General features: G+C 53.2%; 22 protein-coding genes. 7 read left to right on the plus strand and 15 right to left on the minus strand.

From position 1 onward, the window contains the following. Positions 1-28: 28 nt before the first annotated feature. The 3 genes from HGO41_RS16260 to HGO41_RS16270 all read left to right on the plus strand — a co-directional run bounded on the left by HGO41_RS16260 (position 29) and on the right by HGO41_RS16270 (position 2,763). Positions 29-1,078, plus strand: coding sequence for an alcohol dehydrogenase catalytic domain-containing protein (locus HGO41_RS16260; RefSeq protein WP_013576750.1), 1,050 nt, complete (start codon positions 29-31; stop codon positions 1,076-1,078). 4 nt (positions 1,079-1,082) lie between these two features. Beyond that, complete coding sequence (locus tag HGO41_RS16265) at positions 1,083-1,937, plus strand: tagatose bisphosphate family class II aldolase (protein WP_250981212.1); 855 nt, start codon at positions 1,083-1,085, stop codon at positions 1,935-1,937. Between the two features lie 121 nt (positions 1,938-2,058). Beyond that, positions 2,059-2,763: a GNAT family N-acetyltransferase gene (locus HGO41_RS16270; protein ID WP_112150852.1), complete on the plus strand. Its 705-nt coding sequence runs from the start codon at positions 2,059-2,061 to the stop codon at positions 2,761-2,763. Positions 2,764-2,816: 53 nt separating this feature from the next. On the opposite strand, the gene HGO41_RS16275 is transcribed toward HGO41_RS16270, so the two are convergent. The 3 genes from HGO41_RS16275 to HGO41_RS16285 form a co-directional block, all read right to left on the minus strand. Next, positions 2,817-3,350 carry a GNAT family N-acetyltransferase gene (locus HGO41_RS16275; protein WP_250981213.1) on the minus strand — a complete coding sequence of 178 codons (534 nt, stop codon included), beginning with the start codon at positions 3,348-3,350 and terminating at the stop codon, positions 2,817-2,819. A 53-nt stretch (positions 3,351-3,403) separates the two neighbouring features. Further along, entirely contained in the window at positions 3,404-4,501 is a 1,098-nt protein-coding gene (ada, locus tag HGO41_RS16280; RefSeq protein WP_153376497.1) for a bifunctional DNA-binding transcriptional regulator/O6-methylguanine-DNA methyltransferase Ada, read from the minus strand. A 96-nt stretch (positions 4,502-4,597) separates the two neighbouring features. After that, positions 4,598-5,119: a GNAT family N-acetyltransferase gene (locus tag HGO41_RS16285; RefSeq protein ID WP_013576755.1), complete on the minus strand. Its 522-nt coding sequence runs from the start codon at positions 5,117-5,119 to the stop codon at positions 4,598-4,600. An 86-nt stretch (positions 5,120-5,205) separates the two neighbouring features. Between HGO41_RS16285 and HGO41_RS16290 the strand changes: the two genes are divergently transcribed. Then, positions 5,206-5,760, plus strand: coding sequence for a helix-turn-helix domain-containing protein (locus HGO41_RS16290; RefSeq protein WP_250981214.1), 555 nt, complete (start codon positions 5,206-5,208; stop codon positions 5,758-5,760). Here the strand turns inward: HGO41_RS16290 and HGO41_RS16295 are convergent. From HGO41_RS16295 to HGO41_RS16305, 3 genes are read right to left on the minus strand one after another with little or no spacing between them, the layout of a single operon-like run. Continuing rightward, positions 5,744-7,429 carry a M28 family peptidase gene (locus HGO41_RS16295; protein ID WP_250981215.1) on the minus strand — a complete coding sequence of 562 codons (1,686 nt, stop codon included), beginning with the start codon at positions 7,427-7,429 and terminating at the stop codon, positions 5,744-5,746. The genes HGO41_RS16290 and HGO41_RS16295 overlap by 17 nt on opposite strands. Positions 7,430-7,431: 2 nt before the next feature. After that, positions 7,432-8,226, minus strand: coding sequence for a transporter substrate-binding domain-containing protein (locus tag HGO41_RS16300; protein WP_250981216.1), 795 nt, complete (start codon positions 8,224-8,226; stop codon positions 7,432-7,434). Between the two features lie 42 nt (positions 8,227-8,268). Then, a complete protein-coding gene (locus HGO41_RS16305; protein ID WP_250981217.1) occupies positions 8,269-9,471 on the minus strand; it encodes a M20 family metallopeptidase in 1,203 nt (400 codons plus the stop codon). 196 nt (positions 9,472-9,667) lie between these two features. On the opposite strand from HGO41_RS16305, the gene HGO41_RS16310 reads away from it, so the two are divergent. Beyond that, positions 9,668-10,537 (plus strand): LysR family transcriptional regulator, encoded by an 870-nt coding sequence (locus tag HGO41_RS16310; protein WP_126125097.1) that lies wholly within the window; start codon positions 9,668-9,670, stop codon positions 10,535-10,537. On the opposite strand, the gene HGO41_RS16315 is transcribed toward HGO41_RS16310, so the two are convergent. Continuing rightward, a complete protein-coding gene (locus tag HGO41_RS16315) occupies positions 10,538-11,419 on the minus strand; it encodes a PhzF family phenazine biosynthesis protein (protein ID WP_037036707.1) in 882 nt (293 codons plus the stop codon). Positions 11,420-11,574: 155 nt separating this feature from the next. Between HGO41_RS16315 and HGO41_RS16320 the strand changes: the two genes are divergently transcribed. Then, positions 11,575-12,867, plus strand: a complete 1,293-nt coding sequence (locus HGO41_RS16320; protein WP_013576762.1) for a lysine N(6)-hydroxylase/L-ornithine N(5)-oxygenase family protein — start codon at positions 11,575-11,577, stop codon at positions 12,865-12,867. Positions 12,868-12,927: 60 nt separating this feature from the next. Here the strand turns inward: HGO41_RS16320 and trhA are convergent, their stop codons facing one another. Next, on the minus strand, positions 12,928-13,578 hold the full coding sequence (gene trhA / locus HGO41_RS16325; protein ID WP_013576763.1) for a PAQR family membrane homeostasis protein TrhA: 651 nt from the start codon (positions 13,576-13,578) through the stop codon (positions 12,928-12,930). 338 nt (positions 13,579-13,916) lie between these two features. Between trhA and HGO41_RS16330 the strand changes: the two genes are divergently transcribed. Then, positions 13,917-14,525 carry an HD domain-containing protein gene (locus HGO41_RS16330; protein WP_013576764.1) on the plus strand — a complete coding sequence of 203 codons (609 nt, stop codon included), beginning with the start codon at positions 13,917-13,919 and terminating at the stop codon, positions 14,523-14,525. Positions 14,526-14,569: 44 nt separating this feature from the next. On the opposite strand, the gene HGO41_RS16335 is transcribed toward HGO41_RS16330, so the two are convergent. From HGO41_RS16335 to HGO41_RS16365, 7 genes are all read right to left on the minus strand, one after another. Then, positions 14,570-15,877: an ABC transporter substrate-binding protein gene (locus tag HGO41_RS16335; protein ID WP_037036703.1), complete on the minus strand. Its 1,308-nt coding sequence runs from the start codon at positions 15,875-15,877 to the stop codon at positions 14,570-14,572. Next, a complete protein-coding gene (locus HGO41_RS16340) occupies positions 15,870-16,976 on the minus strand; it encodes an ABC transporter ATP-binding protein (protein ID WP_223510308.1) in 1,107 nt (368 codons plus the stop codon). Before HGO41_RS16340 ends, HGO41_RS16335 begins: the two co-directional genes overlap by 8 nt. Next, complete coding sequence (gene gpdQ / locus HGO41_RS16345; RefSeq protein ID WP_013576767.1) at positions 16,976-17,803, minus strand: glycerophosphodiester phosphodiesterase GpdQ; 828 nt, start codon at positions 17,801-17,803, stop codon at positions 16,976-16,978. The genes HGO41_RS16340 and gpdQ overlap by 1 nt, the downstream gene beginning before the upstream one ends. An 11-nt stretch (positions 17,804-17,814) precedes the next feature. Further along, positions 17,815-18,714 (minus strand): carbohydrate ABC transporter permease, encoded by a 900-nt coding sequence (locus HGO41_RS16350; RefSeq protein ID WP_112150858.1) that lies wholly within the window; start codon positions 18,712-18,714, stop codon positions 17,815-17,817. Continuing rightward, complete coding sequence (locus tag HGO41_RS16355) at positions 18,704-19,576, minus strand: carbohydrate ABC transporter permease (protein ID WP_013576769.1); 873 nt, start codon at positions 19,574-19,576, stop codon at positions 18,704-18,706. The genes HGO41_RS16350 and HGO41_RS16355 overlap by 11 nt, the downstream gene beginning before the upstream one ends. 162 nt (positions 19,577-19,738) lie before the next feature. Further along, entirely contained in the window at positions 19,739-20,140 is a 402-nt protein-coding gene (locus tag HGO41_RS16360; RefSeq protein WP_250981218.1) for a hypothetical protein, read from the minus strand. Between the two features lie 263 nt (positions 20,141-20,403). Then, positions 20,404-20,724, minus strand: coding sequence for a hypothetical protein (locus HGO41_RS16365; RefSeq protein WP_013576771.1), 321 nt, complete (start codon positions 20,722-20,724; stop codon positions 20,404-20,406). Positions 20,725-21,058: the final 334 nt, after the last annotated feature.

Raw genomic sequence — 21,058 nt, forward strand, 5'->3', positions numbered from 1 at the left:
GGAAATCCCCCGCTTAAGGAATCTGACTATGAAATCAGTTGTTGTACATGCTGACAGCAGGATAACTATTGAAGAGCAACCGGCTCCCACGCTGAGTGCACCCGATGAGGTTCTGGTTCGCATTGCCTACTCCGGGCTTTGCGGATCCGATATCCCGCGTATTTTCGCCAGCAGTTCACATTTTTATCCCATCACATTAGGCCACGAATTCAGTGGTCACGTCGTTAGCACCGGAGAAGAAGTCAGCGATTTATATGAGGGGGATGCCGTGGCCTGCGTACCTTTATTGCCATGCTTTCAGTGCGAAGAGTGCCGCAAAACAGCGTATTCCCAATGTAAGCATTATCAATTTATTGGCTCCCGACGGAGTGGCGGCCATGCTGAATTTATCGTGGTTTCGCGTAAAAACTTATTTAAATTGCCGGAGAATTTTTCACTTCTGCAAGGCGCTTTTTTGGAACCGCTCACCGTTGGCTTGCATGCCCTGAAGCTGGCAGGAGGCTGTGAGGGTAAAGAAGTGATAGTCATTGGAGCCGGCACCATCGGGCAGTTGCTTATTCAGGCAGCCAGCGCCCTGGGGGCTAAATCGGTGACAGCGATCGATATCAATCCGCAGCGCCTTTCCCTGGCGCAGGAAACAGGTGCCAGCCACGTTTATAACAGCGCAATATGCAACGCCGATGAAATCCGCCAGCAAACTCATGAACGGCGCTTTAATCAGCTGATTATTGAAACAGCAGGCACAGCGCAAACCGTGGCCTTGTCTCTCAATATCGCAGGCCCCAAAGCGCAAATCGCGCTGGTCGGCACCTTACACAAAGACCTGACTTTAGACGTCACTACTTTCGGCCATATCCTGCGCAAAGAGCTGACCTTGCTCGGCAGTTGGATGAACTATTCCTCTCCGTGGCCGGGCAGTGAGTGGCGACTTGCCATACAGCTTTTTGCTGAGAATAAACTAAACCTGGCCCCCCTGATCGCCAGTGTTGCCCGTCCCGCAGAGTTTGTCAGGGACGTCACGGCACTGGCTGGCAAGCCGATGACGGGAAAGATTTTGCTGGATATGACGGGAGGCTAAGAAAATGTATCTGATTTCAAACAGGGAAATGCTGCTCGCAGCTCAGCGCGGAGGTTACGCCGTCCCGGCTTTCAACGTTCACAACCTCGAGACGGTACAAGTCGTGGCAGAAACGGCGGCAGCCATGAGTTCTCCGGTGATCCTTGCCGGAACGCCGGGGACATTCAGTTATGCAGGTACAGACTACCTGATCTCGATATGCCATGAGGCTGCGCGGAAGTATCGCATTCCACTGGCGCTGCATCTGGACCACCATGAAGATCAGGGCGATATCGAAAACAAAGTCCGGTCGGGGATCCGCTCCGTAATGATTGATGCTTCACATTTCCCGCTGGCAGAAAACATCCAACACGTGTGTGAAACTGTACGGTTGTGTCATGCCTTTGATGCCAGTGTCGAAGCAGAACTCGGCCGTCTTGGCGGGAAGGAAGACGATCTGGTGGTAGACGAAGGCGACAGTTTTTTCACCGATCCCGTTGTGGCCAGGCACTTTGTTGAATCCACACGCATTGACTCGCTGGCCGTTGCGATTGGCTCCGCGCATGGTCTGTATCAGGGCGAACCGAAACTGGACTTCTGCCGCCTTGGGCAAATCCGTCAGCAGGTCGATGTCCCGCTGGTCCTGCATGGTGCGTCCGGTATTCCTGAAAGCATGATCCGTGAGGCAATAGAGCTTGGGATCTGCAAAGTCAATATTGCGACCGAGCTGAAAATCGCATTTGCTGGCGCGGTAAAAGAGTATTTTGCACAACATCCGGATGCTAATGATCCCCGCAAATACATCGTGCCTGGAAAACTGGCGATGCAAAAAGTTGTTGAGGAAAAAATCAGGATCTGTGGCAGTGCCGGATGCTTATAACTGGCCTGTATTAACGAAGCGGGCTAAGCGCCCGCTTTCCGGATTTTTATTAAAGCGCCGGTTGCAGGCGTCATTCCATTCTGATTTTATGGAAGTTCATTGAGAGTAAAATGGAAACGCTATGACCACCCTTAACCACTTCGGCCAACCCATTGGTGATGCCCTTCCCGACTGGCAACCCCGCGAACGACCTTCTCATGTTCAGCTTGACGGCCTCTGGTGTCGTCTGGAGCCTCTGAACGCTGAACGCCATAGTCAGGATCTCTTCAGGGCCTGGCACAGCATTGATGATAATCGCGACTGGACATATCTCTCCGTCGATCGTCCTGCGACCCAGGCTGATTGCGATCTGTTTATTTCTCAACAGGCCAGAAGTGAGGATCCCTTGTTCTTTGCGGTTGTCGATATGCAGACACAACGCGCAGTCGGCAGTGTTTCTCTGATGCGCATTGATGCGGTGAATGGCGTTGCCGAAATTGGCTGGGTGAACTGGTCTCCGCTGATGAAACGCACGCGTTTTGGCACTGAAGCAATTTATCTGCTGCAACGCTATCTGTTCGATACGCTGAAATATCGCCGCTGCGAATGGAAATGCCACAGCCTGAATGAGCCATCAAAACTGGCCGCACAGCGTTTTGGTTTCCACTATGAAGGTATGTTCCGTCAGGCCATCATCAATAAAGGCCACAACCGTGACACCTGCTGGTATTCCGTTCTCGACTATGAATGGCCAGCGTCGAAAGCCGCGTTTGAACGCTGGTTAAGCGCAGATAATTTCACGCCGGAAGGTCAGCAAAAACAACGGCTGGAAACACTGCGTGGGTGAATATTGCCTGCGCTATTCACTGACGCAGGCGGGGGTTTGACCGCCAGGGGGATTTACAGTGCAGTCAGCACGGTAATATCAGGCCACGCATAGATTATGTTAGGCGAGCGCCAGAGTGGCCCGGCATCGGTATATCGTCCGGCTTCGCGGCCACCTAAAGCCTGGTAAAAACGAATGGCCGGTTCGTTTCCTTCGACAACGCCCAACCCTGCGCTGCGAAAACCTTCAGCGGAAAGATGCTTTGCGGCTTTGGCGATCAACAGTCGGCCAATTCCCCGACGTTTAAATGCCGGAGAAACATACAGAAATTTGATTTCTGCCATGTCGCCAAATTCCGGGTTTGAGGAAGCCGAAGCCAGACAAAATCCGGCGAATGCTCCATCAGTTTCCGCAATAAAAACGCCCTGACCGTCAGCAGGATGTGCAAATTTATCCTGCCAGAACGCTTGCCGACGCGGTACATCGAGAGCCACAAAAGCCTCCGGAGGAGCAAGCTCACGATAAGTATCACGCCAGATGGCAACATGTAATTGAGCAAGAGCATCGATATCTTTGGGTTCAGCAATCCGTAAAGTGCAGGCTGGCACGGCATCCCTCGTTATAAAAAAGTTCATGAGATCATAAAGTCTGCTCAGTATAGTCAGCCCTTCTCTTCCCGCGCCAGCAAACTGCGTTTTCGTTCTACCCCCCAGCGGTAACCGGAAATATTGCCACCGGTTTTCACCACCCGATGGCAGGGGATGGCGACCGCCAGCAGGTTCGCGGCGCAGGCCCCGGCCACTGCGCGGACGGATTTCGGCGAGCCAATTTTGTTGGCGATCTCGGCATAGCTGGCTGTTGTTCCCGGCGGAATATCACGCAATGCCTGCCAGACACGCTGCTGGAAAGCCGTGCCGCGAATATCCAGCGGCAAATCCAGACCCATCTCTGGCGCTTCCACAAAGCCGACGACCAGGGCAATACGCTGCTCGAAATCCGGATCACCGCCCAGTAATTCTGCCTGCGGAAAACTGTTTTGCAGTTCGTTAATCAGCTTTTCAGGATCATCTCCCAGCAAAATGGCGCAGATCCCCCGCTGACTTTCGGCGACCAGTATATCGCCGAGAGAAGATTTACCGATGGCAAACCAGACGCGTACATCACGGCCGCCCGAGCGGAAATTTTGCGGCGTCATACCCAGTGTCGCCACGGAGGTTTCGTAAAACCGGCCATCAGAAGGATAGCCCGCCGCGTGGATCGCCTCGGTGACCGTCGCAGAATCTGCCAGTTTTTCACGTACCCGGCGTGCTCGCTGCGCCTGTTGGTACTCTTTAGGTGTCACGCCGGTTTGTGCTTTAAACAGGCGATGAAAATGATATGCACTGATGCCCACTTTGGCAGCCAGCTGATTCAGCGTCAGCATGTCGGCTGATTGTTCCAGCAACCGGCAGGCCTGAGCCACACGCTGAGCATGAAACTGCGCCAGTGAAATCAGCCCCTGACGGCAACGCTTGCAGGGACGGAATCCTGCCTGTTCTGCGGCTTCGGCATCATCAAAGTAGATAACATTTTCCGGATTAGGCTGCCGCGACGGACACGACGGTGCGCAGTAAATTCCGGTGGTTTTTACCGCATAAACAAATTTACCATCCGCATTCGCATCACAGTTGACGACCGCCTGCCAGCGAGGATCCTGGCTCTGCACACAGGCAATATTTCCCCATGCCTTATCTTTGATGACTTCTGTTTTACCTGACATTTTATGCCTCACGTTTGCGACTGGATAACTGCCAGCATAAATCGCCGTGAACACCCGCGCCCTCCGGCTCTTGCTTTCTCATTCAGCGCGGCGCCCTCAGCCTGCAACCGGTTTTAAGGGCGTTTCGAGGATCATCTGATAAAAAGCCAGATCCAGCCAGCGATCAAATTTGAAAGCCGCCTGTTTAATCGTGCCGGTATGGATGAATCCATTTTTTTCGTGCAGGGCAATACTGCCACTGTTAGCCGCATCAATGGCGCCAATCAGCGTGTGCACGCCCCGTTCACGGGCAGCTTCCACCAGTGCGCTTAGCAGGATTTTGCCCAACCCTTTTCCACGATGATCTTTATGGATATAAATCGAATGCTCGACCGAATATTTATACGCAGGCCAGGCGCGGAACGTGCCATAACTGGCAAAACCCAGTAACGTCCCCTGCGCGTCTTCCAGCCCAATCACCGGAAAGTTATGGGTCAGTTTAGTGGCAAACCACGATGTCATGCTGTCGATATGGCGTGGCTTATAATCATAAAGCGCCGTAGATGTCAGAATCGCATCATTAAAGATATCCAAAATTGCGACAGCATGCTGGCGTTCAGTGCAGGTAATCATTTTCATCAGTCGTTCCCCGGTGGCTTCCGTTATGCGTTTAATTCCACTATAGTAGAATTATTTCCACAAAAGTAAACAACGGAACTTACCTCATGTCAATCGACCAATTGATCGCCACGCGCCTGCAGGCTTTGCGAAAATCTCAGGGTTTAAGCCTCGAACAACTGGCCAGCAGTTCGGGCGTCAGTAAGGCAATGATTTCGAAAATTGAGCGGCAGGACAGCAGCCCGAGCGCCAGTCTGTTAGGCCGCCTCGCGGCCAGTCTGGGCGTGTCGCTGGCGCAGTTGCTGTCAGAAGATAACGAGCAGCCTGCACCCTTGCGCCCGCTGGCGCAGCAGGAAGTCTGGCAGGATCCGGATATCGGTTATCTGCGCCGTCAGGTGACGGCGCATGAGGAAAACGGCGGCGCGGAACTGGTCGAAATTACGCTGCCAGCGGCGGCTCGCGTCAGTTATCCGGGCTGGAGCCATCAGGCCTATAAACAACGTTTATGGATGGTGGAGGGGTCGCTGACGATTGATTATGATGATGAAAAATATGCGTTAACCGCGGGTGATGCGCTGACGTTCGGCGTTGATTTGCCCATCACATTCAGTAATCCCGGCACCAAGCCCTGCCGGTATCTGCTGGTCATGAGCGACAAATAGCCTCCACGCTGTCCAGCAGCGCCAGCGCACGGTCACGCTGACGGCGAAAGCGCGTTGCCATCATCAGCCACATTTCCGGCGAGGTATCTTCCCGCCGTGCAGCCAGTTCCTGAAAACCGGGGAACGCACCGCCGCGATAACTCAGATCGTAATGGAAGTCATCCACGGAGCTGTAACGCAGGCGATGTAAACCGGCGATCGCCTGTTTCAGTTGCCGCTGCCAGGTCTGCGGATCCGCCTGCCAGTTCGTGGTCAGTTCGCTCAAAACAGGCTGTAATTGTTGTAATTTTTCAGCCACGGTAAAGAGATCAAATTCAGGTGAAATTGTGGCGGCGAGTTCTGCCAGCGATTGCTGCAAACCGTTCAGGTAAGCCAGCGGATCAAGCGGCAGCGCGGGTTGTGTCAGCAGGCCTTCCAGCCAGTGCGCGTGGATTTGCGTATCGCGCCAGAGAATATTCAGATCCACTTTATCGTAAGTGTCGTCTTGCGTGTGCCACCACCAGCCGCCGCCGCTGCCCGGCGACTGACTGTTTTTTTCCAGCGGGACTTCACGAAAGGCAAAATGCAGTGGCAGACCGCCTCCCCAGAATGACTGATCGCCGCCTTTGCCCAGGGGGGTAATGCGCTGCGCCGGTTCACCGGTCACGGCTTTCACCGCCGCATTTAAAAAGGTCTGTGATTCCGCACCACTGGCATTGAGCACAACATTCACCGCATCCTTACACCCCGGCGAATCGACGTTAATATGCGCCACGCAATGCTGTTTCAGTTGCTGGCGGTAGTTGTCAGCGTACCAGGCCGAGCCACCATAACGGGCGTTGGAATGGCCGGGCCACCAGATAATCCGCAGTCCGCGCAGCAACGTTTGTGGTTGCTGATGAATATGAATTGCCATCGCCAGACAAAGCGCATTACCGGTCGCGTTATCCGTGACGCCTTCGTGCCAGGAATCATAATGTGAAGAAAGGAGAACGAACTCCGGCGAACGGCCGGGAATTTCCACCACCGGCATGCTGCATTCAGCAACGTGAAAATTCAGTTCCGTGGCGATTTCCAGCGTCATCAGCGGGTGTTGCTGATACTGCGCCAGCAAACGCTGACCATCCTGATGATTAACGGAAATCACCGGCAAGCGCGGATAACGCAGAAAATCATCCGGTTCCGGCGTCCCCCAGACCGGCCCGACGGTTTCTTCATGCAGTGCGGTTTCAGCCGACCCCCAGATATGGATAAGTCCGGCGGCACCTGCAGCGCACAGGCGTTGCACGTAATCTTCAAAGCCCTGCCCCGCAATCACAATTTTGCCTTTTACGTCCTGCGCCCAACGTTGCCATTCAAGATCGGTACGCGGCTGACAGGCGCCGTCATCGTGATAACCCTGTGCTTCCACGCCCTGCGGAAAATGGGCCGAGAACGAACGGGTTTTGGCGTCGCACTGCCATTGCGGAAATTCAGGCAGCCGCAATCTTCCGGCCAGGGGATCGCTGAGATACAGCGGGCACTGCATCAGCCGCGCATCCAGTCCGTGATCCTGCAACACAGACACCATGTGCTGCGCCGCCCGTTGTGCATCATCGCAGCCGGAAAGCCGGTGCAACCCGGAAAACTCGCGCAACAGGTCATCCATCAGCGGTAACAAATGCTCACGAACAGGCGGGCGCAAACTCATGATTATTTAGCCTTTTCCTGATGAACGGATATATCCAGCGGACCGAAGTATTGCGTCTTAATTTTTTCCCAGGTGCCGTCGGCAATGATTTTCGCCAGCCCGTCATTGAGCAGTTGTTTGATATGGTCGTCGCCTTTACGCAGACCGTACGACGAACCGATACTGAACAGTTTGTCGTCGCGCACTTCCGGGCCGGTCAGGGTAAAATTCTTGCCTTCCGGTTTGTTGAGGAAACCAAAGGTCACCGCCACCGCCGGGCTGAGCGCGCCGTCTAAACGACCGGCTACCAGATCCTGGTAAATGGTGTCCTGATCGGCATATGCCACCACATCCACCCCTTTCGGCTGCCAGAAAGTATTGGCATACATTTCCTGAATCGACCCCTGCTGAACTGCGATACGTTTGCCCTGCAACGATTCCGGCGTCGGCAACAGCGGACTGCCTTTTTGCACCACCAGTTTGGTCGGGATGTGATACACAAAATCGCTGAAGTCGATCACTTTGCGACGTTTTTCGGTCGCACCCTGCGGCGAAATGAAATCCACTTTTTTGGCGATCAGCGAAGGAATTTCAGCGTCAAAGCTGCTGACCACATAGTCACATTTCACTTTCATCTCTTTGCAGATGGCATTGGTGACGTCAATTTCAAAGCCGGTCGGCGTGCCCGCCGCATCACGGAACTGGAATGGCGGATAACTTAAATCTGCGCCGACACGCAAAGTTTCGCCTTCGGCATGTGCCAGCGCACTGCCAAACGTCAGTGCCATAACGGCAGCCGCCAGTGTTTTTTTCATCATTATCCTGTCCTCTTACCCAAGGTTATTATTTTGATTGTTAAGTTAAAAATGAGACTTCCAGTTTAAAAACTCTTCCCGCACGGCCTGAAGTTTTGCGCCGTCCTGACATAAATCCACTGTCGTCATCGCCAGCGCTTTTGCCGCCTGCAACATGGCCTGCAAACCGGCCCCGGAACCGGCCGCTTTGGCAAATTCCGGTGTATGCGGCAGCACATCACCGATACGGATATACGGGTGGATCGCCGCTGTTATCTGACTGACATTGCCGATATCCGAAGAACCGATCCCGCCACTGAGCGGCGGCGGAACCACTTCCACACCCAGAATGTCCAGATTCTGTTTAAAGTATTCCGCCAGCGTCAGATTGTTATTGCGCTCGGCGTAGGTCAGCCCTTCTTCAACCTCCAGCCGCGCACCGGCCATCAGCGCCGCGCCCTGTGCCGCATCAAACACTTTTTGTTTAACAATGCTCAGCCCTCTGACCGTACTGGCCCGCATCAGGAACTTCGCCTCCGCATAAGCCGGAACAATATTGGTCGCGCTGCCGCCGTCGGAAATGATGCCGTGCACGCGCACATCATCGGTGAACATCTGACGCAGGGCGTTTATGCCGTTGAAAGTGTGGATCACCGCATCGAGTGCGCTGATGCCATTTTGGGGTGCCGACGCCGCATGCGCCGCTTTGCCATAGAACTTAAACACCGCATCGACACACGCCAGCCCGCCGCGCACCACCATGGTTTTGTCGCGCGGATGGAACATCATTACGGCGTCCACATGGTTGAAAATGCCTTTCTCGCTGAGAATAATTTTGCCGCCGCCCTCTTCTTCTGCCGGTGTGCCGATCACTTCCAGCCTGCCGGTCAGCAGATGCGATTGCTGTTTCAGCGCCAGCGCGGCCGTCACGGATGCCGTGCCAATCAGGTTATGTCCGCAGGCATGCCCCAGATCCTTCAGCGCATCGTATTCCGCCAGCAACGCGATCACCGGACCCGGCTTGCCACTGTCATAGGTTGCACGAAATGCCGTCGCCAGGCCGCCAGGTTGTTCCTCAATCTCAAACCCCGCCGCGCGCAGTGGTGCAATCAGTGCCGCTGCGGATTCGACTTCCTCAAAGCTGAGTTCAGGGTTGGCATGAATATTCATTGCCAGCGCGCTGGCCTGCGCGGCGAGTGAATCCACAGCCGCAATAATCTGAGTTTTCGGTTCCCCGGCGTGATGAACTGATGTAGTGCAATTCGACATGTTTATTCCCTGCGATGGTGCAAAAAACCAAAAAATATTTTCGGATGAATACAATCTGGCACTGCGATAAGACGTCTCTGTGCCTTACAGAAATAGGGCTTTTGACGTTTTCGGTCAAATTGAGCCTTTTTATCTGTTGCGTCTTTTACGCAAAAATTATTTTATGACAGAGGGATTTTACTGGCGGCGGAAAACGATGAACGAGAAAGACTGGCTGATATTGCGGGCGGTATATCAGCATAAAAACATTACCCGGGCGGCAGAGCAGCTTTATACCTCTCAGCCCGCACTCAGTTACCGTTTGCGCCAGATTGAACGCAAGCTGGCGATCCGTCTGTTTGAAGAAGGACAAAAAGGACTGGTTTTCAGCGCGCAGGGGGAATATCTCGCGCAACACGCGTTGACCGTGCTCAACGATTTACAGCAACTGAAACTCAATCTGCACAGTCTGGATCAGGAACAGCAGGGAGAGATTTCGCTGGGCGTGTCGAGCAACTATGCAGCGTACCGTCTGCCACCATTACTCAGCCAGTTCCGGCAGACGCATCCGGGGATCCGCGTGAATCTGATGAGTGGTTTTAGCGAGGAAATCATTCAGAAACTGTTGCGCGGGGAAATTGATATGGCGCTGGTCAAGGACGATTTTAACTGGAAGGAAGGCAAGCATCTGATTGAGGAAGATGATTACGTGCTGATCAACAGTCAGGATTTTGATTTCGCCCTGCTGCCGCACATGCCGCAGATAAAAATTCATCACGGCCCGCACGTGACACAACTGATTGAGCGCTGGTGGAATGCCAACTTTTCCCATGCGCCGACTATCACGATGGAAGTCGACAAACTGGAAGTGTGCATGGCGATGGTGGAACACGGGCTGGGTTACGCGATTGTCGCCACTTATTTACCGCTGCCGGAGCATTTTTACCGCCGCCCGATTAACGTGGACGGCGCGACGGTAAAAAACCGCACCTGGCTGCTGCACCGCCATAACCTGAACGCCACGCCGTACATGCAGGCATTTATTCATCTGTTACAGACGGCACAGCACGGGCTGACGCCCCGCTGATCAGAGATCTAACGTGCCGTCGATCAGCGTACAGGTATCGCCACCGATCCAGGGTTCGCCATCCACAAACGTGACCGTCACGCGGCCATCGCGCTGGAGTTTGGTGCCCTGCCGCACGCGGTAAGTTTGTGCCATCTGAGCGCCATCCGGGAAATTCGCCGCTTTCAGCACCCGGGCCAGACAGGCATTGGCGCTGCCGGTGACCGGATCTTCTTTCAGCACGCCGTCCTCATCGATAATCGCCCGCACTTCATAATCCGCCGGGCCATTTTTATCGTGTAAACCGTACACCGCGATGCCGTTAATCCCGAGTTGTTTTTGTAGCTGGCTGACTGCCGCGGCATCGGCGGTGATGTTCAGGCAATCCTGCGCACTTTCCATCCGTACGACCAGCCAGATGATGCCCATATCAACCGCAACCGGCATGACATCAGCCTGAATATTACCGCCGCGCAGCGCGGTTTCCAGCAAGGTGTGATGTTCAGCCGCCAGCGGTTTCATCTGCGCAGGCGGCGCGGAAAATGCCTGACCGCCATCTGCCAGTTGCTTCACCTGCACCAGCCCGACACCGCATTCCTGCACCAGATATCCCGCGTTTTTTGGCTTCAGCCCGCTTTGCAACAGCGCGTACGCCGTGCCCAGCGTCGGATGTCCGGCGAACGGCAGCTCTTTGTCGGTCGTAAAAATCCGCACACGGTAATCCGCTTCGGGTGAAACCGGTTTGAGCACAAACGCCGTTTCCGCCAGATTGGTCCAGCGGGCCATCGCAAACATTTCGGCATCCGTCAGTCCTTCCGAATCCAATATCACGGCCAATGCATTGCCTTTGAGTGGCTCAGCGGTGAACACATCAACTTGTTTAAAACGGCGCAGGCGGGTCATAGCAAATCCTTTTAAATCATTAAGAAAGAGAGGGCGAACTGACTGAGTTTAGGAATATTTCGATAAGTTATCGAGAAAAATGTCAGCCGCTGTCGGCTGACCTATGCTTAATAACGTCGTTTCCAAAATATCCTAAAAACATAAGGAACAGAAAGATGCCCGTGAAGGATTTAATTGGTATTGGTATCGGCCCCTTTAATTTAAGTCTCGCCGCCATGGCAAAAGACACAGAAAAACTCAACGCCGCTTTCTTTGATGCTAACCCGGAATTCAGCTGGCATCCCGGTATGTTATTACCCACGGCGACCATGCAGACCTACGTCCTGCAGGATCTGGTCACTACCGTTGCGCCGCGCAGCGAATTTTCGTTTATTAATTATCTGGTTGATCAGAAGAAGATTTACCGTTTTCTGGCCACGGAACAGCTGATCATCAGCCGCGATGAGTTTTCCGACTATCTGCGCTGGGCGTGTGACCGCATTGCGGGTTTGCATTTTTCCGAACCGGTTGAGCGCATTGATTTCGACGATAAGCGACAGGAATTTATCGTACAGAGTGAAAAAGGCGAGCACCGCGCGCGCAATATTTGCCTCGGCACCGGCCATGCGCCGTGGATCCCAAAACCGGCACGGGCGGCGCTGGGTGATAACTGTTTTCACGCCGCAGAAATAGAACTACGTGAGCCAGATTTCACCGGTAAACGTGTGGTCGTTGTCGGCGGCGGACAAAGCGGTGCCGACATCGTTCTCAACGCGCTGAGCGGCCACTGGGGCGAGTTCACCGAACTGAGCTGGATATCACGACGCCCTAACTTCCAGCCGCTGGATGAATCCATTTTCACCAATGAATATTTCACGCCGGAGTATGTGAATTACTTTTATACGCTGCCGGAAGAGGTGCGCGAGCAGGAAATCGAAACACAAAAACTGCCCTCTGATGGCATCAGTTATCACACGCTGGAAGACATCTACAAGCAGCTTTATCACCGTTTCGACGTGCTGCATCAGCGGCGTAACGTGCGTTTGTTGCCGCACCGTGCACTGGATCATATCGTGCGTAATGCGGCCGGCGATTTCAGTTTGCAGGCAAAACACGGGCTGGAAAAATGCGAGGAACATTTCAGTGCCGATATTGTGATCCTGGCAACCGGCTACCGTCCCGGTTTGCCGGATTATCTCGAGCCATTGCTGGATCGTATTCCTTATGACCGCGAGCAGCATCTGCCGCTGCAGCCGAATTTCAATCTGCGCTGGGACGGCCCGGAGCAGAACCGCATTTACGCGGTGAATGCCGGTATTCACAGCCACGGCAGCGCCGAGGGGCAACTGACACTGACTGCGTGGCGATCGGCGAAAATCCTCAATCATCTGCTGGGCGAAGCGCATTACGATCTGCGGCCGGTGCCTTCACTGGTGCAATGGTGGTCGGACGACGCGGGTAAGAAATAGCAGGCACAAAAAAGCGGAGCATCAGGCTCCGCTTTCCTTTACTGAATTGAATTAAACACATCAGACATAAAAATAGATGGCTAAAAAGTGGCAGGCGCTGCCGCCGAGCACAAATCCGTGCCAGATCGCGTGGCCGAACCGAAAGCGTTTCGAGGCGTAGAAAATAACGCCCAGCGTGTATATCACGCCGCCCAGCGCCAGCAATATCACACCGCCAAGAGAAAGTGTGGTCGCAAGCTGGTAAATCACAATCAGTGACAGCCAGCCCATCGTCAGATAGGTGACCAGCGAAAGTACCTCAAAACGGTGCGCGAATGCCAGTTTAAAAATCACGCCGAACAGTGCCAGCCCCCAGATCACCGCCATTAATCCTTTTGCCAGCGGGGAGTTAAGCCCGATCAGCAGGAACGGCGTGTAGGTTCCGGCGATCAGCAAATAAATCGCGCAGTGATCAAGTTTTTTCAGCCAGTATTTGGCTTTCTGATGCGGTATCGCGTGATACAGCGTGGAGGCCAGATACAGCAAAATCATGCTGCCGCCGTACAAACTATAACTGGTGATCGCCATGGCGCTGGCGTTATCGCCTGTCGCCTGAACCAGTAACAACACCAGTCCGACAATCCCGAAAACCAGACCAACGCCGTGACTCAGGCTGTTGGCAATTTCTTCGGCCCACGGATATCCCTGTGGGGATGGAGACAACTTACCCATACGTTGAGAATCCTCAAGACAAAAAAGGGAAAATGATTGTTAATAAAACGGTTCAACAGAATCAGATTAACTGAGAACCATTCCAGTGTACATCTGTAAGCTTAAAATGAGTATTATCTGATGTAACAGTCTCTTAGGCAGATCATCATTTCATTCACCCCGTTGTGTGAAGCCCTTCAATTCATTCAATTTGTTTATAATTCATTCAGATTACATTTTTGAGACACATGCATTTTCCGCACCCAAAAACATGATTTTTTTATATCAAGCGACTAAGGTGTAGCGGAAAAGTGAAATAACGCCGTTTACCATGCCGTCAATATGACTAAGGTTTTAGTATGTCTGCAGCCACTACCCCGCTGAATTTCGGCGCAATGACCGAAGTTTTTCAGTTCCTGATGGAAATCGACAAACTGAAAAGCGTGCAACGTCGCACCAAAGTGTTAGGCACTGAGCGTCAGGAAAACTCCGCAGAACATAGCTGGCATTTCGCCGTGGCAGCAATGTCCCTGGCCCCTTTCGCACCGGAAGGCGTTGATATCAATAAAGTCATCCGTATGGCTTTGATCCACGACATCGTCGAAATCGATGCCGGTGATGTGCTGGTTTACGATCTCGCTGCCCGCGCAGCAGTTCACGATCAGGAAATCATTGCCGCGAAACGCCTGTTCGGCCTGCTGCCTGCACCGCTGAACACACAATTCCTGGATTTGTGGAATGAATACGAAGCGGGTGAAACCCCGGAAGCGCGCTTTGCGCTGGTGATCGACCGCGTGATGCCGATGATCATGAACCTGAATAATCAGGGGCAGAGCTGGGTGGAGAACAATATCCGTCTGGAGCAGGTGTTAGCCCGTAATGCCTTTATCGCCGATATCCATCCTGAACTGTGGCTGCATATCCGCAGTCATCTGGATAACGCCCATCAGCAGGGCTGGCTGAAGTAATTTTTTTGCTCCTTCCCCTCGTAAAGGGGAAGGAGCGAGATCACCTACTTTGGAACAGTCAGTGCCGTTGATTCCACATAAGGTTTCATGATGGTGTCGGCGTCTTTCTGTGCCTGTGCCGCCGCCGCTTCCGGCGTGACTTTCTCATCATTAACCAGCGCCGCAAGCTGATTTTCCATCGCCTGACGCACCGCCACGGTTTCATACGTCGCATACCACGGATAGGCGTATTTCAGCTGCTCCAGCGCAATCGCCGCACGCGGATCTTTCGCCAGATATTCTTTCATTTCCGGTGTGTCATAAGACGCCATACGCGGTGAAAAATAGCCGGTAAAGCGGCTCCAGGCACCGTTCACTTTCGGGCTGACCAGATATTGCAGGAAGGTGTAAGCCGCTTTTTTCTGGTCATCGGAAATGCCTTTAAAACTCACCAGACTCGCCCCGCCGATGGTGACACCGTTACGCACTTTGGCAGGCATCATCGCCACGCCCAGCTCAAAATCTTTGGTATTTTCACGCATAAAGCCCAGTGCACCGGTGCTCAGCATCGCCATGCCGAGTTTGCCGGAAAAGAACGCCGCGCTGATTTGCTTGGAGTTCAGCACACCCGACGGCATCACTTTGTCGCGGTATACCAGATTCTGCCAGAAGCGCAGCGCGCCCAAGGTGGATGGTTTGTCGTAATACACTTCGCCCGGATAATCGGCGTTGTAATACTGGCCGCCATTGGCGCGGGTCAGTGCCGACAAAATCCAGCCGCCGTAGTCATCGTTGGTCGATGGCAACATGATCCCCCACTGACCTTTCGCCGAATCCGTCAGCTTTTTCGAGTCTTCCAGCAATTCATCCCAGTCTTTCGGCGGCGCGGTAATGCCCGCTTTGGCGAACATGTCTTTGTTGTAATAGAGAATTGGCGTCGAATTATGGAACGGGATTGCGTAAGTGACGCCGTTAAGCTGAGCGTTCTGGCGCATGGCGGGCCAGAAGTTTTGCGTCAGGAACGGCGTGGCTTTCTGGTCGCCGAATTTGAACAGTTCGTCCATCGGCAGAATTTCGTTTTTGATCGCCAGATCCGCCGTGAAGTTAGCGGACATGATCACCAGCGCCGGTGGCTGGCCAGATTTCGCTGCCGCTTCAGCTTTCACTTTGGTGGTGTCATAGCTGCCGGTAAATATCCCGCGCACTTCCACATCATTTTGTGACTGGTTGAACTCTTTGATAACGCGGGTCATTTCCATGGTCAGCTTGCCGTCAACCGGTGCAGGGAACATGAAATCGATATTTTCTTTGGCGGACGCCGTGCCTGCGGCAATAAAGCCGATGGCGAGCGCCAGCACAGATACTTTACGCATGATGGTGATTCTCCCGGTGCAGATTCTGCTGGTTTTGGCCTGAAAAAAGATGAAGGTCGTGCAAAGAGAAATACAAAGTAATGCGGTCGCCGGGTTGTGGAATGTCCCCGCTGTTTTCCCGCAACTGGTTTTTACGTACGTAACGGATTTTCCCGAGCGGCGTGTCGGCATGGCACAGATACTCCGCGCCGAGCAGCTCGCGATAGGTCAGCGTCGCCTGCAATTGCAGGCTTTCGCCTTCCACCGGCCGGTCGCTGATGTGTTCGGGTCTGATGCCCAGATACACCTCATTGAGCGCCTGCGCATGTTCAGTTTGCGGCAGACGGACCGGCTGGTTTTCGACTGTCAGCACGCCAGCGGCGCACGGCAGCAGAAACAGATTCATCGACGGGGTGCCGATAAATCCGGCGACAAACAGGTTGGCCGGGTGCGCGTACAGCGTTTCCGGCGCGCCGATTTGTTGCAAATGGCCTTTATCCAGCACCGCGATCCGATCCGCCATGGTCATGGCTTCCATCTGATCGTGAGTGACATAAACGGTGCTGGTTTTCAGTTGCTGATGCAGTTGCATGATGCCGTCACGCACTTCCGTGCGCAGCCGCGCATCGAGATTCGACAGCGGTTCATCCATCAGAAACAGCTTCGGATCGCGCACAATGGCGCGCGCCATCGCAACACGCTGACGCTGGCCGCCGGATAACTTACCGGGTTTACGTTTGAGCAACGGCTCCAGTTGTAATAATCCGGCGACACGATCCACCCGCGCCTGGTGCTGATCTTTCGGCTCATTGCGCATACGCATGCCAAAGGTGATGTTCTGTTCCACGGTCATGTGCGGGAACAGCGCGTAGTTCTGGAAGATCATTGAGAAATTTCGTTCGCGCGGCGACAGCCCGGAGATGTCATTGCCGTCGAGCATAATGCGCCCGTCGCTGACCTCTTCAAGACCCGCCAGCAGGCGCAACAGGGTACTTTTGCCACACCCCGACGGCCCGACCAGCACCAGAAATTCGCCGTCGGCAATCTCCAGCGACAGCTTATTCACCGCCGTGCTGCCTTCAAACTGTTTGGTAATATTTTCCAGACGAATGCCAGACATCATTGCTCATCCGCCGGGCAACTGATTTGCGCGTCATACAGATACGGCCCCGGATATTGCGACAGCGGATGCAGATAGCTGACCAGCCCGGTGTTATCCACCAGACGGTGCATCACGCAGGCCGCCGGTTCGAGGTTATAAAACGGTGCCGGATTGTGATGATAATACGGCACCTGATGCACCGTACCGGGAATGGTGGTGATGATCGCCTGTTTGTACTGGGTGAAAATCAGGCGGTGCGTGTGGCCGCAGAACACGCGAACCAGCGACGGGAAACGGTCGATCAGCGCCAGCAGCTGATCGCCGTTTTCGCAGGAAATCGCGTCCATCTGCGCCGAACCCACTTTCACCGGCGGATGGTGCATAAACACCGCCGTCGGTTTATCGCCGCCCTGCTCCAGCTGACCTTCCAGCCACGCCAGCGTTTCGAGCGTCAGGTACCCTTTCGATTCTCCGGCCAGGCTGGAATCGACAAACAGCAGACGCATCGGGAAATCATCGATGGCGTAACGCATATTTTGCGGGTCAGTACCGAGCTGCGGACACAACGGATGCAGCGCTTCCAGAAACTGCGCTTTGTCGTCGTGGTTGCCGGGAATGATAAACAACGGATAGCGCAGGTTGCCCAGCGTGCGGCGCGCCACTTCATATTCCTGCGGCAAACCGCAGTTAACGATATCGCCGGTGATCACCACCGCATCCGGTTGTTCTTCCAGCGCGTTAAGCTGGCTGACCACTTCGGCGTTACAGCCGTTCACGTCGATAAAGTCATACAGTTTGCGGCCGTGGCTGCGAAAGTGCATGTCAGAAATCTGAGCTAAAAACATGGATGACTCCTTTATTTGATGCCCGAGAAGCCGAAGCTTTTCAGGAACTGTTTCTGAAAAATAATGAACGCCAGCATCAGCGGCAGACACACCATCAGCGTTCCGGCAGTAATTAAGCCCCACTGCCCGCCCGATTCCGCACCCATCGCGAAAGACACCAGTCCGACGGTCAGCACCTGTTTGTCCGGATCGTTAAGCACCATCAGCGGCCACAGGTATTCATTCCAGTGATAGGTAATGCTGACAGTGGCAAAGGCGAGGATGGCGGGCCACGACATCGGGATCAGCACGCGGAACACCACCTGCCACCAGCGGCAGCCCTCCATCAGCGCGGCTTCTTCGATTTCACGGGGAATGCTGAGAAACGCCTGACGCATCAGGAATACGCCAAACGCTGAGGCGAAATACGGCATCATCACGCCGGTCAATGTATTGAGCAGCCCGAACTGTTTGAGGATCATCATGTTCGGCACCATCATAATCACCGGCATGATCATCAGCTGGATCAGCAGCAGGTAGAACAGCGTCTGTTTGCCGCGAAATTCGTGATATGCGAACACGTAACCGGCAGTGGTGATCGTCACCAGCTGAACCAGAAAGGTGCCGAAGGAGAAGAAAATAGTATTGGCATAAAGCCGCAGCCAGTCGGCGCTGTCCCACGCATCACGGAAGTTTTGCAACGTCAGCGGGAAGCGCGGCAACAGCGAGGCCATATCCGGCGAAAAACTGCTTTCACTGAATGCTGACGACAGCATCCACAGGAAAGGCGCCATCCATAAAAAGGCCGCGCACAGCAGTAAAACCGGCAGTGTCGAACGGCGCGCACCGCGCAATAACATCGATGGCGAACGCACGCCCGCCCGCAATTTTTTACCGGTCATCACCGGCGCTTCAGACGTTTCAACGCTCATAGTGAGCTCCTCTTTCCAGCACGCGCAGATTCAGCATCGAAAAACCAAACAGCAACACCAGCGTCAGGAATGTCGCCGCCGAAGCTTTGCCTAAATCATGGGTGTCATTCGCCAGACTCTGGATGTAATACAGCAAGACGGTAGTGGCGTTATTCGGCCCGCCCTGTGTCATCACTGCGACGTGATCTATCTGGGTAATCGAATAAATCAGCGCGATAGTGACCACAAAACTGATGGTCGGGCGCAGCAGCGGCAGCGTGATATAGAAGAAAACCTGCGGGCGCGACGCCCCTTCCATCAGCGCCGCTTCGCGTGCCGAGGCGGGGATCGACTGCAATCCGGCGAGGAAAAACAGCATGTAATAACCGGCGAATTTCCACACGCCGATCACGCTCAGCGCAATCAGCGCACTGTTGCTCATACCGAGATAATTGTTATTCATCGGCCCGAATGCTTTCGCCAGGTAGTAATCCAGCAGCCCCATACCGGGCATGAAAATGAACAACCACAAGGTGGCGGCACTGACCAGCGGGATAATCATCGGGAAGAAAAACGCGGTACGCAGCCAGCGGTTCAGCGAGGTGTTTTCCCACAGCGCAACCGCCAGCAGCAGCGCAAGAATAATGCCGGGCACCACGGTCATCAGGATGTACGCCAGATTATTGAGCAGCGCGCGCCAGAAGACTGAATCCTGGATCAGGCGCAGATAGTTTTGCAGACCGACAAACGGCGGCGCGTCTGACGACAGACGACTGTCAAACAGGCTGTCCGTCGCTGACTGAAATAAAGGGTAATAGGTGAATAAAAACAGAAAAATCAGCGTCGGCAGCAAAATCAGATAAGGGAACAACGTGCGGCGCATTACAGGGTACCGGTCAGCGAAATAAGGTGCCTATCCTGTCCTGCATTTGTGTCAGCCACATGGCGGGAATGTGATGGTTATTTGAATGAAATATGAGCATTGTTACTGAACAAAATAGAGGTCGGGTTTAAGATTGAACGGTAACATGCGGATAAAACCCCACTAAAATGGGGTTGAGGTGAGGTATATAAAGACAGAATCAGATTGGTTGGTAAAACTATAAATAGTTCCTTTAACTGTAAAATAGAGATATCTGCCCTTCAATTGCATTTGGACATTTGAATCTGAAGTAAAAAGAACAGAAGGATAATCTCTGACATCCGCCAGAAACTCTTTCTCTGTTTTTACAGATGGATAAAGATAATATTTATACGTATTTTGGGTCGTTGCACCCGCACTACCTTCAGTCACATAAAGGGTATTAAACTCGCCTATACTTTCCTTTCGTATAATCGTTTGTTCATAAGGTGAAAAATCTAATACCACTTTAATTAAATATCCCAGGAAAGCTATAACCAACACGATGAAAATATATATTTTCCTAAAAACCCGTTCTTTTGGCATAATCAATTCCTGCTCTTATCCATGTCTGATCTTTAGGATCATCCCAATGGGAGTTTGGTCCCTCATAACTACATTTTAAACCACGCAGATATTAATCACTTTGATATTAAAAACAAACCTTTTAAATATAAACACATTAACTTCAACCATACAAAAAACATATTAACCCACGTGGGGTATATTTTATATTTATCTTAAGATCTACACGAAACCAACACCCGGCCTCCCAGCCTTCCCCTCGTGAGAGGGGAAGGAGAAAAAGATTAAACCCGTATTTTTGCTATCCCGAGCGCAATCCCCGCCTTCTCTGACAACTCAAACAGCGCCGGAAGCAGATGCGCAGAGGCTTTCAGATAGGCGCTCACCTGCGAAACGCCTTCCGGCGGCAACAGTTCGCTATTTTCCAGCCCTTCACTCAGGCACAGCAAACCCTGGCAAAGCCCTTCAGCGGATTCAGACGCGACAGCGCCGAGATCGTAAAGCTGGGGATCGGTGAAATGGCTCAGATCCAAATCGGCAATCAGGGCACGGAAAACGGTGAGGGAATTTTCGGGATGGGTGGTTTCGGTAATTGAATCGGTCATTTTAAAGTCTCGAGTAAATTATGTTTTGCCCCACACGAGACGCTAACCTCGGGTGGTGGCTCAGACAGAGTTAGCGTTACCGGACTCGAAAACCGGCGCTTCTGAGAAGCCCCTGCCTGAACCACCATAATTTACAGGTGACTCAAAACCTGCGGCATTATGCCACAGTGCAATCGAGTAAATCTGATCCAGAACGCTAATTCTGACTACGGTTCTTCCGCAGCGAAGCGACTATATTCCTGCCATTTTTCGAATGAAATGGGCTGGATGGATTTACAGGGAGTTACTTTGAAATCTGGAAGATGTCTCGCAGGAATAACGCCGGTCGACTCCC

It is taken from the genome of Rahnella sp. CG8, assembly GCF_023701875.1.
GTDB lineage: Bacteria > Pseudomonadota > Gammaproteobacteria > Enterobacterales > Enterobacteriaceae > Rahnella > Rahnella aceris.

Coding starts and splice junctions, on each gene's coding strand:
- HGO41_RS16260 (WP_013576750.1), top strand. CDS start 29: ATGAAATCAGTTGTTGTACATGCTGACAGCAGGATAACTATTGAAGAG.
- HGO41_RS16265 (WP_250981212.1), top strand. CDS start 1,083: ATGTATCTGATTTCAAACAGGGAAATGCTGCTCGCAGCTCAGCGCGGA.
- HGO41_RS16270 (WP_112150852.1), top strand. CDS start 2,059: ATGACCACCCTTAACCACTTCGGCCAACCCATTGGTGATGCCCTTCCC.
- ada (WP_153376497.1), bottom strand. CDS start 4,501: ATGTCAGGTAAAACAGAAGTCATCAAAGATAAGGCATGGGGAAATATT.
- HGO41_RS16285 (WP_013576755.1), bottom strand. CDS start 5,119: ATGAAAATGATTACCTGCACTGAACGCCAGCATGCTGTCGCAATTTTG.
- HGO41_RS16290 (WP_250981214.1), top strand. CDS start 5,206: ATGTCAATCGACCAATTGATCGCCACGCGCCTGCAGGCTTTGCGAAAA.
- HGO41_RS16295 (WP_250981215.1), bottom strand. CDS start 7,429: ATGAGTTTGCGCCCGCCTGTTCGTGAGCATTTGTTACCGCTGATGGAT.
- HGO41_RS16300 (WP_250981216.1), bottom strand. CDS start 8,226: ATGATGAAAAAAACACTGGCGGCTGCCGTTATGGCACTGACGTTTGGC.
- HGO41_RS16305 (WP_250981217.1), bottom strand. CDS start 9,471: ATGTCGAATTGCACTACATCAGTTCATCACGCCGGGGAACCGAAAACT.
- HGO41_RS16310 (WP_126125097.1), top strand. CDS start 9,668: ATGAACGAGAAAGACTGGCTGATATTGCGGGCGGTATATCAGCATAAA.
- HGO41_RS16315 (WP_037036707.1), bottom strand. CDS start 11,419: ATGACCCGCCTGCGCCGTTTTAAACAAGTTGATGTGTTCACCGCTGAG.
- HGO41_RS16320 (WP_013576762.1), top strand. CDS start 11,575: ATGCCCGTGAAGGATTTAATTGGTATTGGTATCGGCCCCTTTAATTTA.
- trhA (WP_013576763.1), bottom strand. CDS start 13,578: ATGGGTAAGTTGTCTCCATCCCCACAGGGATATCCGTGGGCCGAAGAA.
- HGO41_RS16330 (WP_013576764.1), top strand. CDS start 13,917: ATGTCTGCAGCCACTACCCCGCTGAATTTCGGCGCAATGACCGAAGTT.
- HGO41_RS16335 (WP_037036703.1), bottom strand. CDS start 15,877: ATGCGTAAAGTATCTGTGCTGGCGCTCGCCATCGGCTTTATTGCCGCA.
- HGO41_RS16340 (WP_223510308.1), bottom strand. CDS start 16,976: ATGTCTGGCATTCGTCTGGAAAATATTACCAAACAGTTTGAAGGCAGC.
- gpdQ (WP_013576767.1), bottom strand. CDS start 17,803: ATGTTTTTAGCTCAGATTTCTGACATGCACTTTCGCAGCCACGGCCGC.
- HGO41_RS16350 (WP_112150858.1), bottom strand. CDS start 18,714: ATGAGCGTTGAAACGTCTGAAGCGCCGGTGATGACCGGTAAAAAATTG.
- HGO41_RS16355 (WP_013576769.1), bottom strand. CDS start 19,576: ATGCGCCGCACGTTGTTCCCTTATCTGATTTTGCTGCCGACGCTGATT.
- HGO41_RS16360 (WP_250981218.1), bottom strand. CDS start 20,140: ATGCCAAAAGAACGGGTTTTTAGGAAAATATATATTTTCATCGTGTTG.
- HGO41_RS16365 (WP_013576771.1), bottom strand. CDS start 20,724: ATGACCGATTCAATTACCGAAACCACCCATCCCGAAAATTCCCTCACC.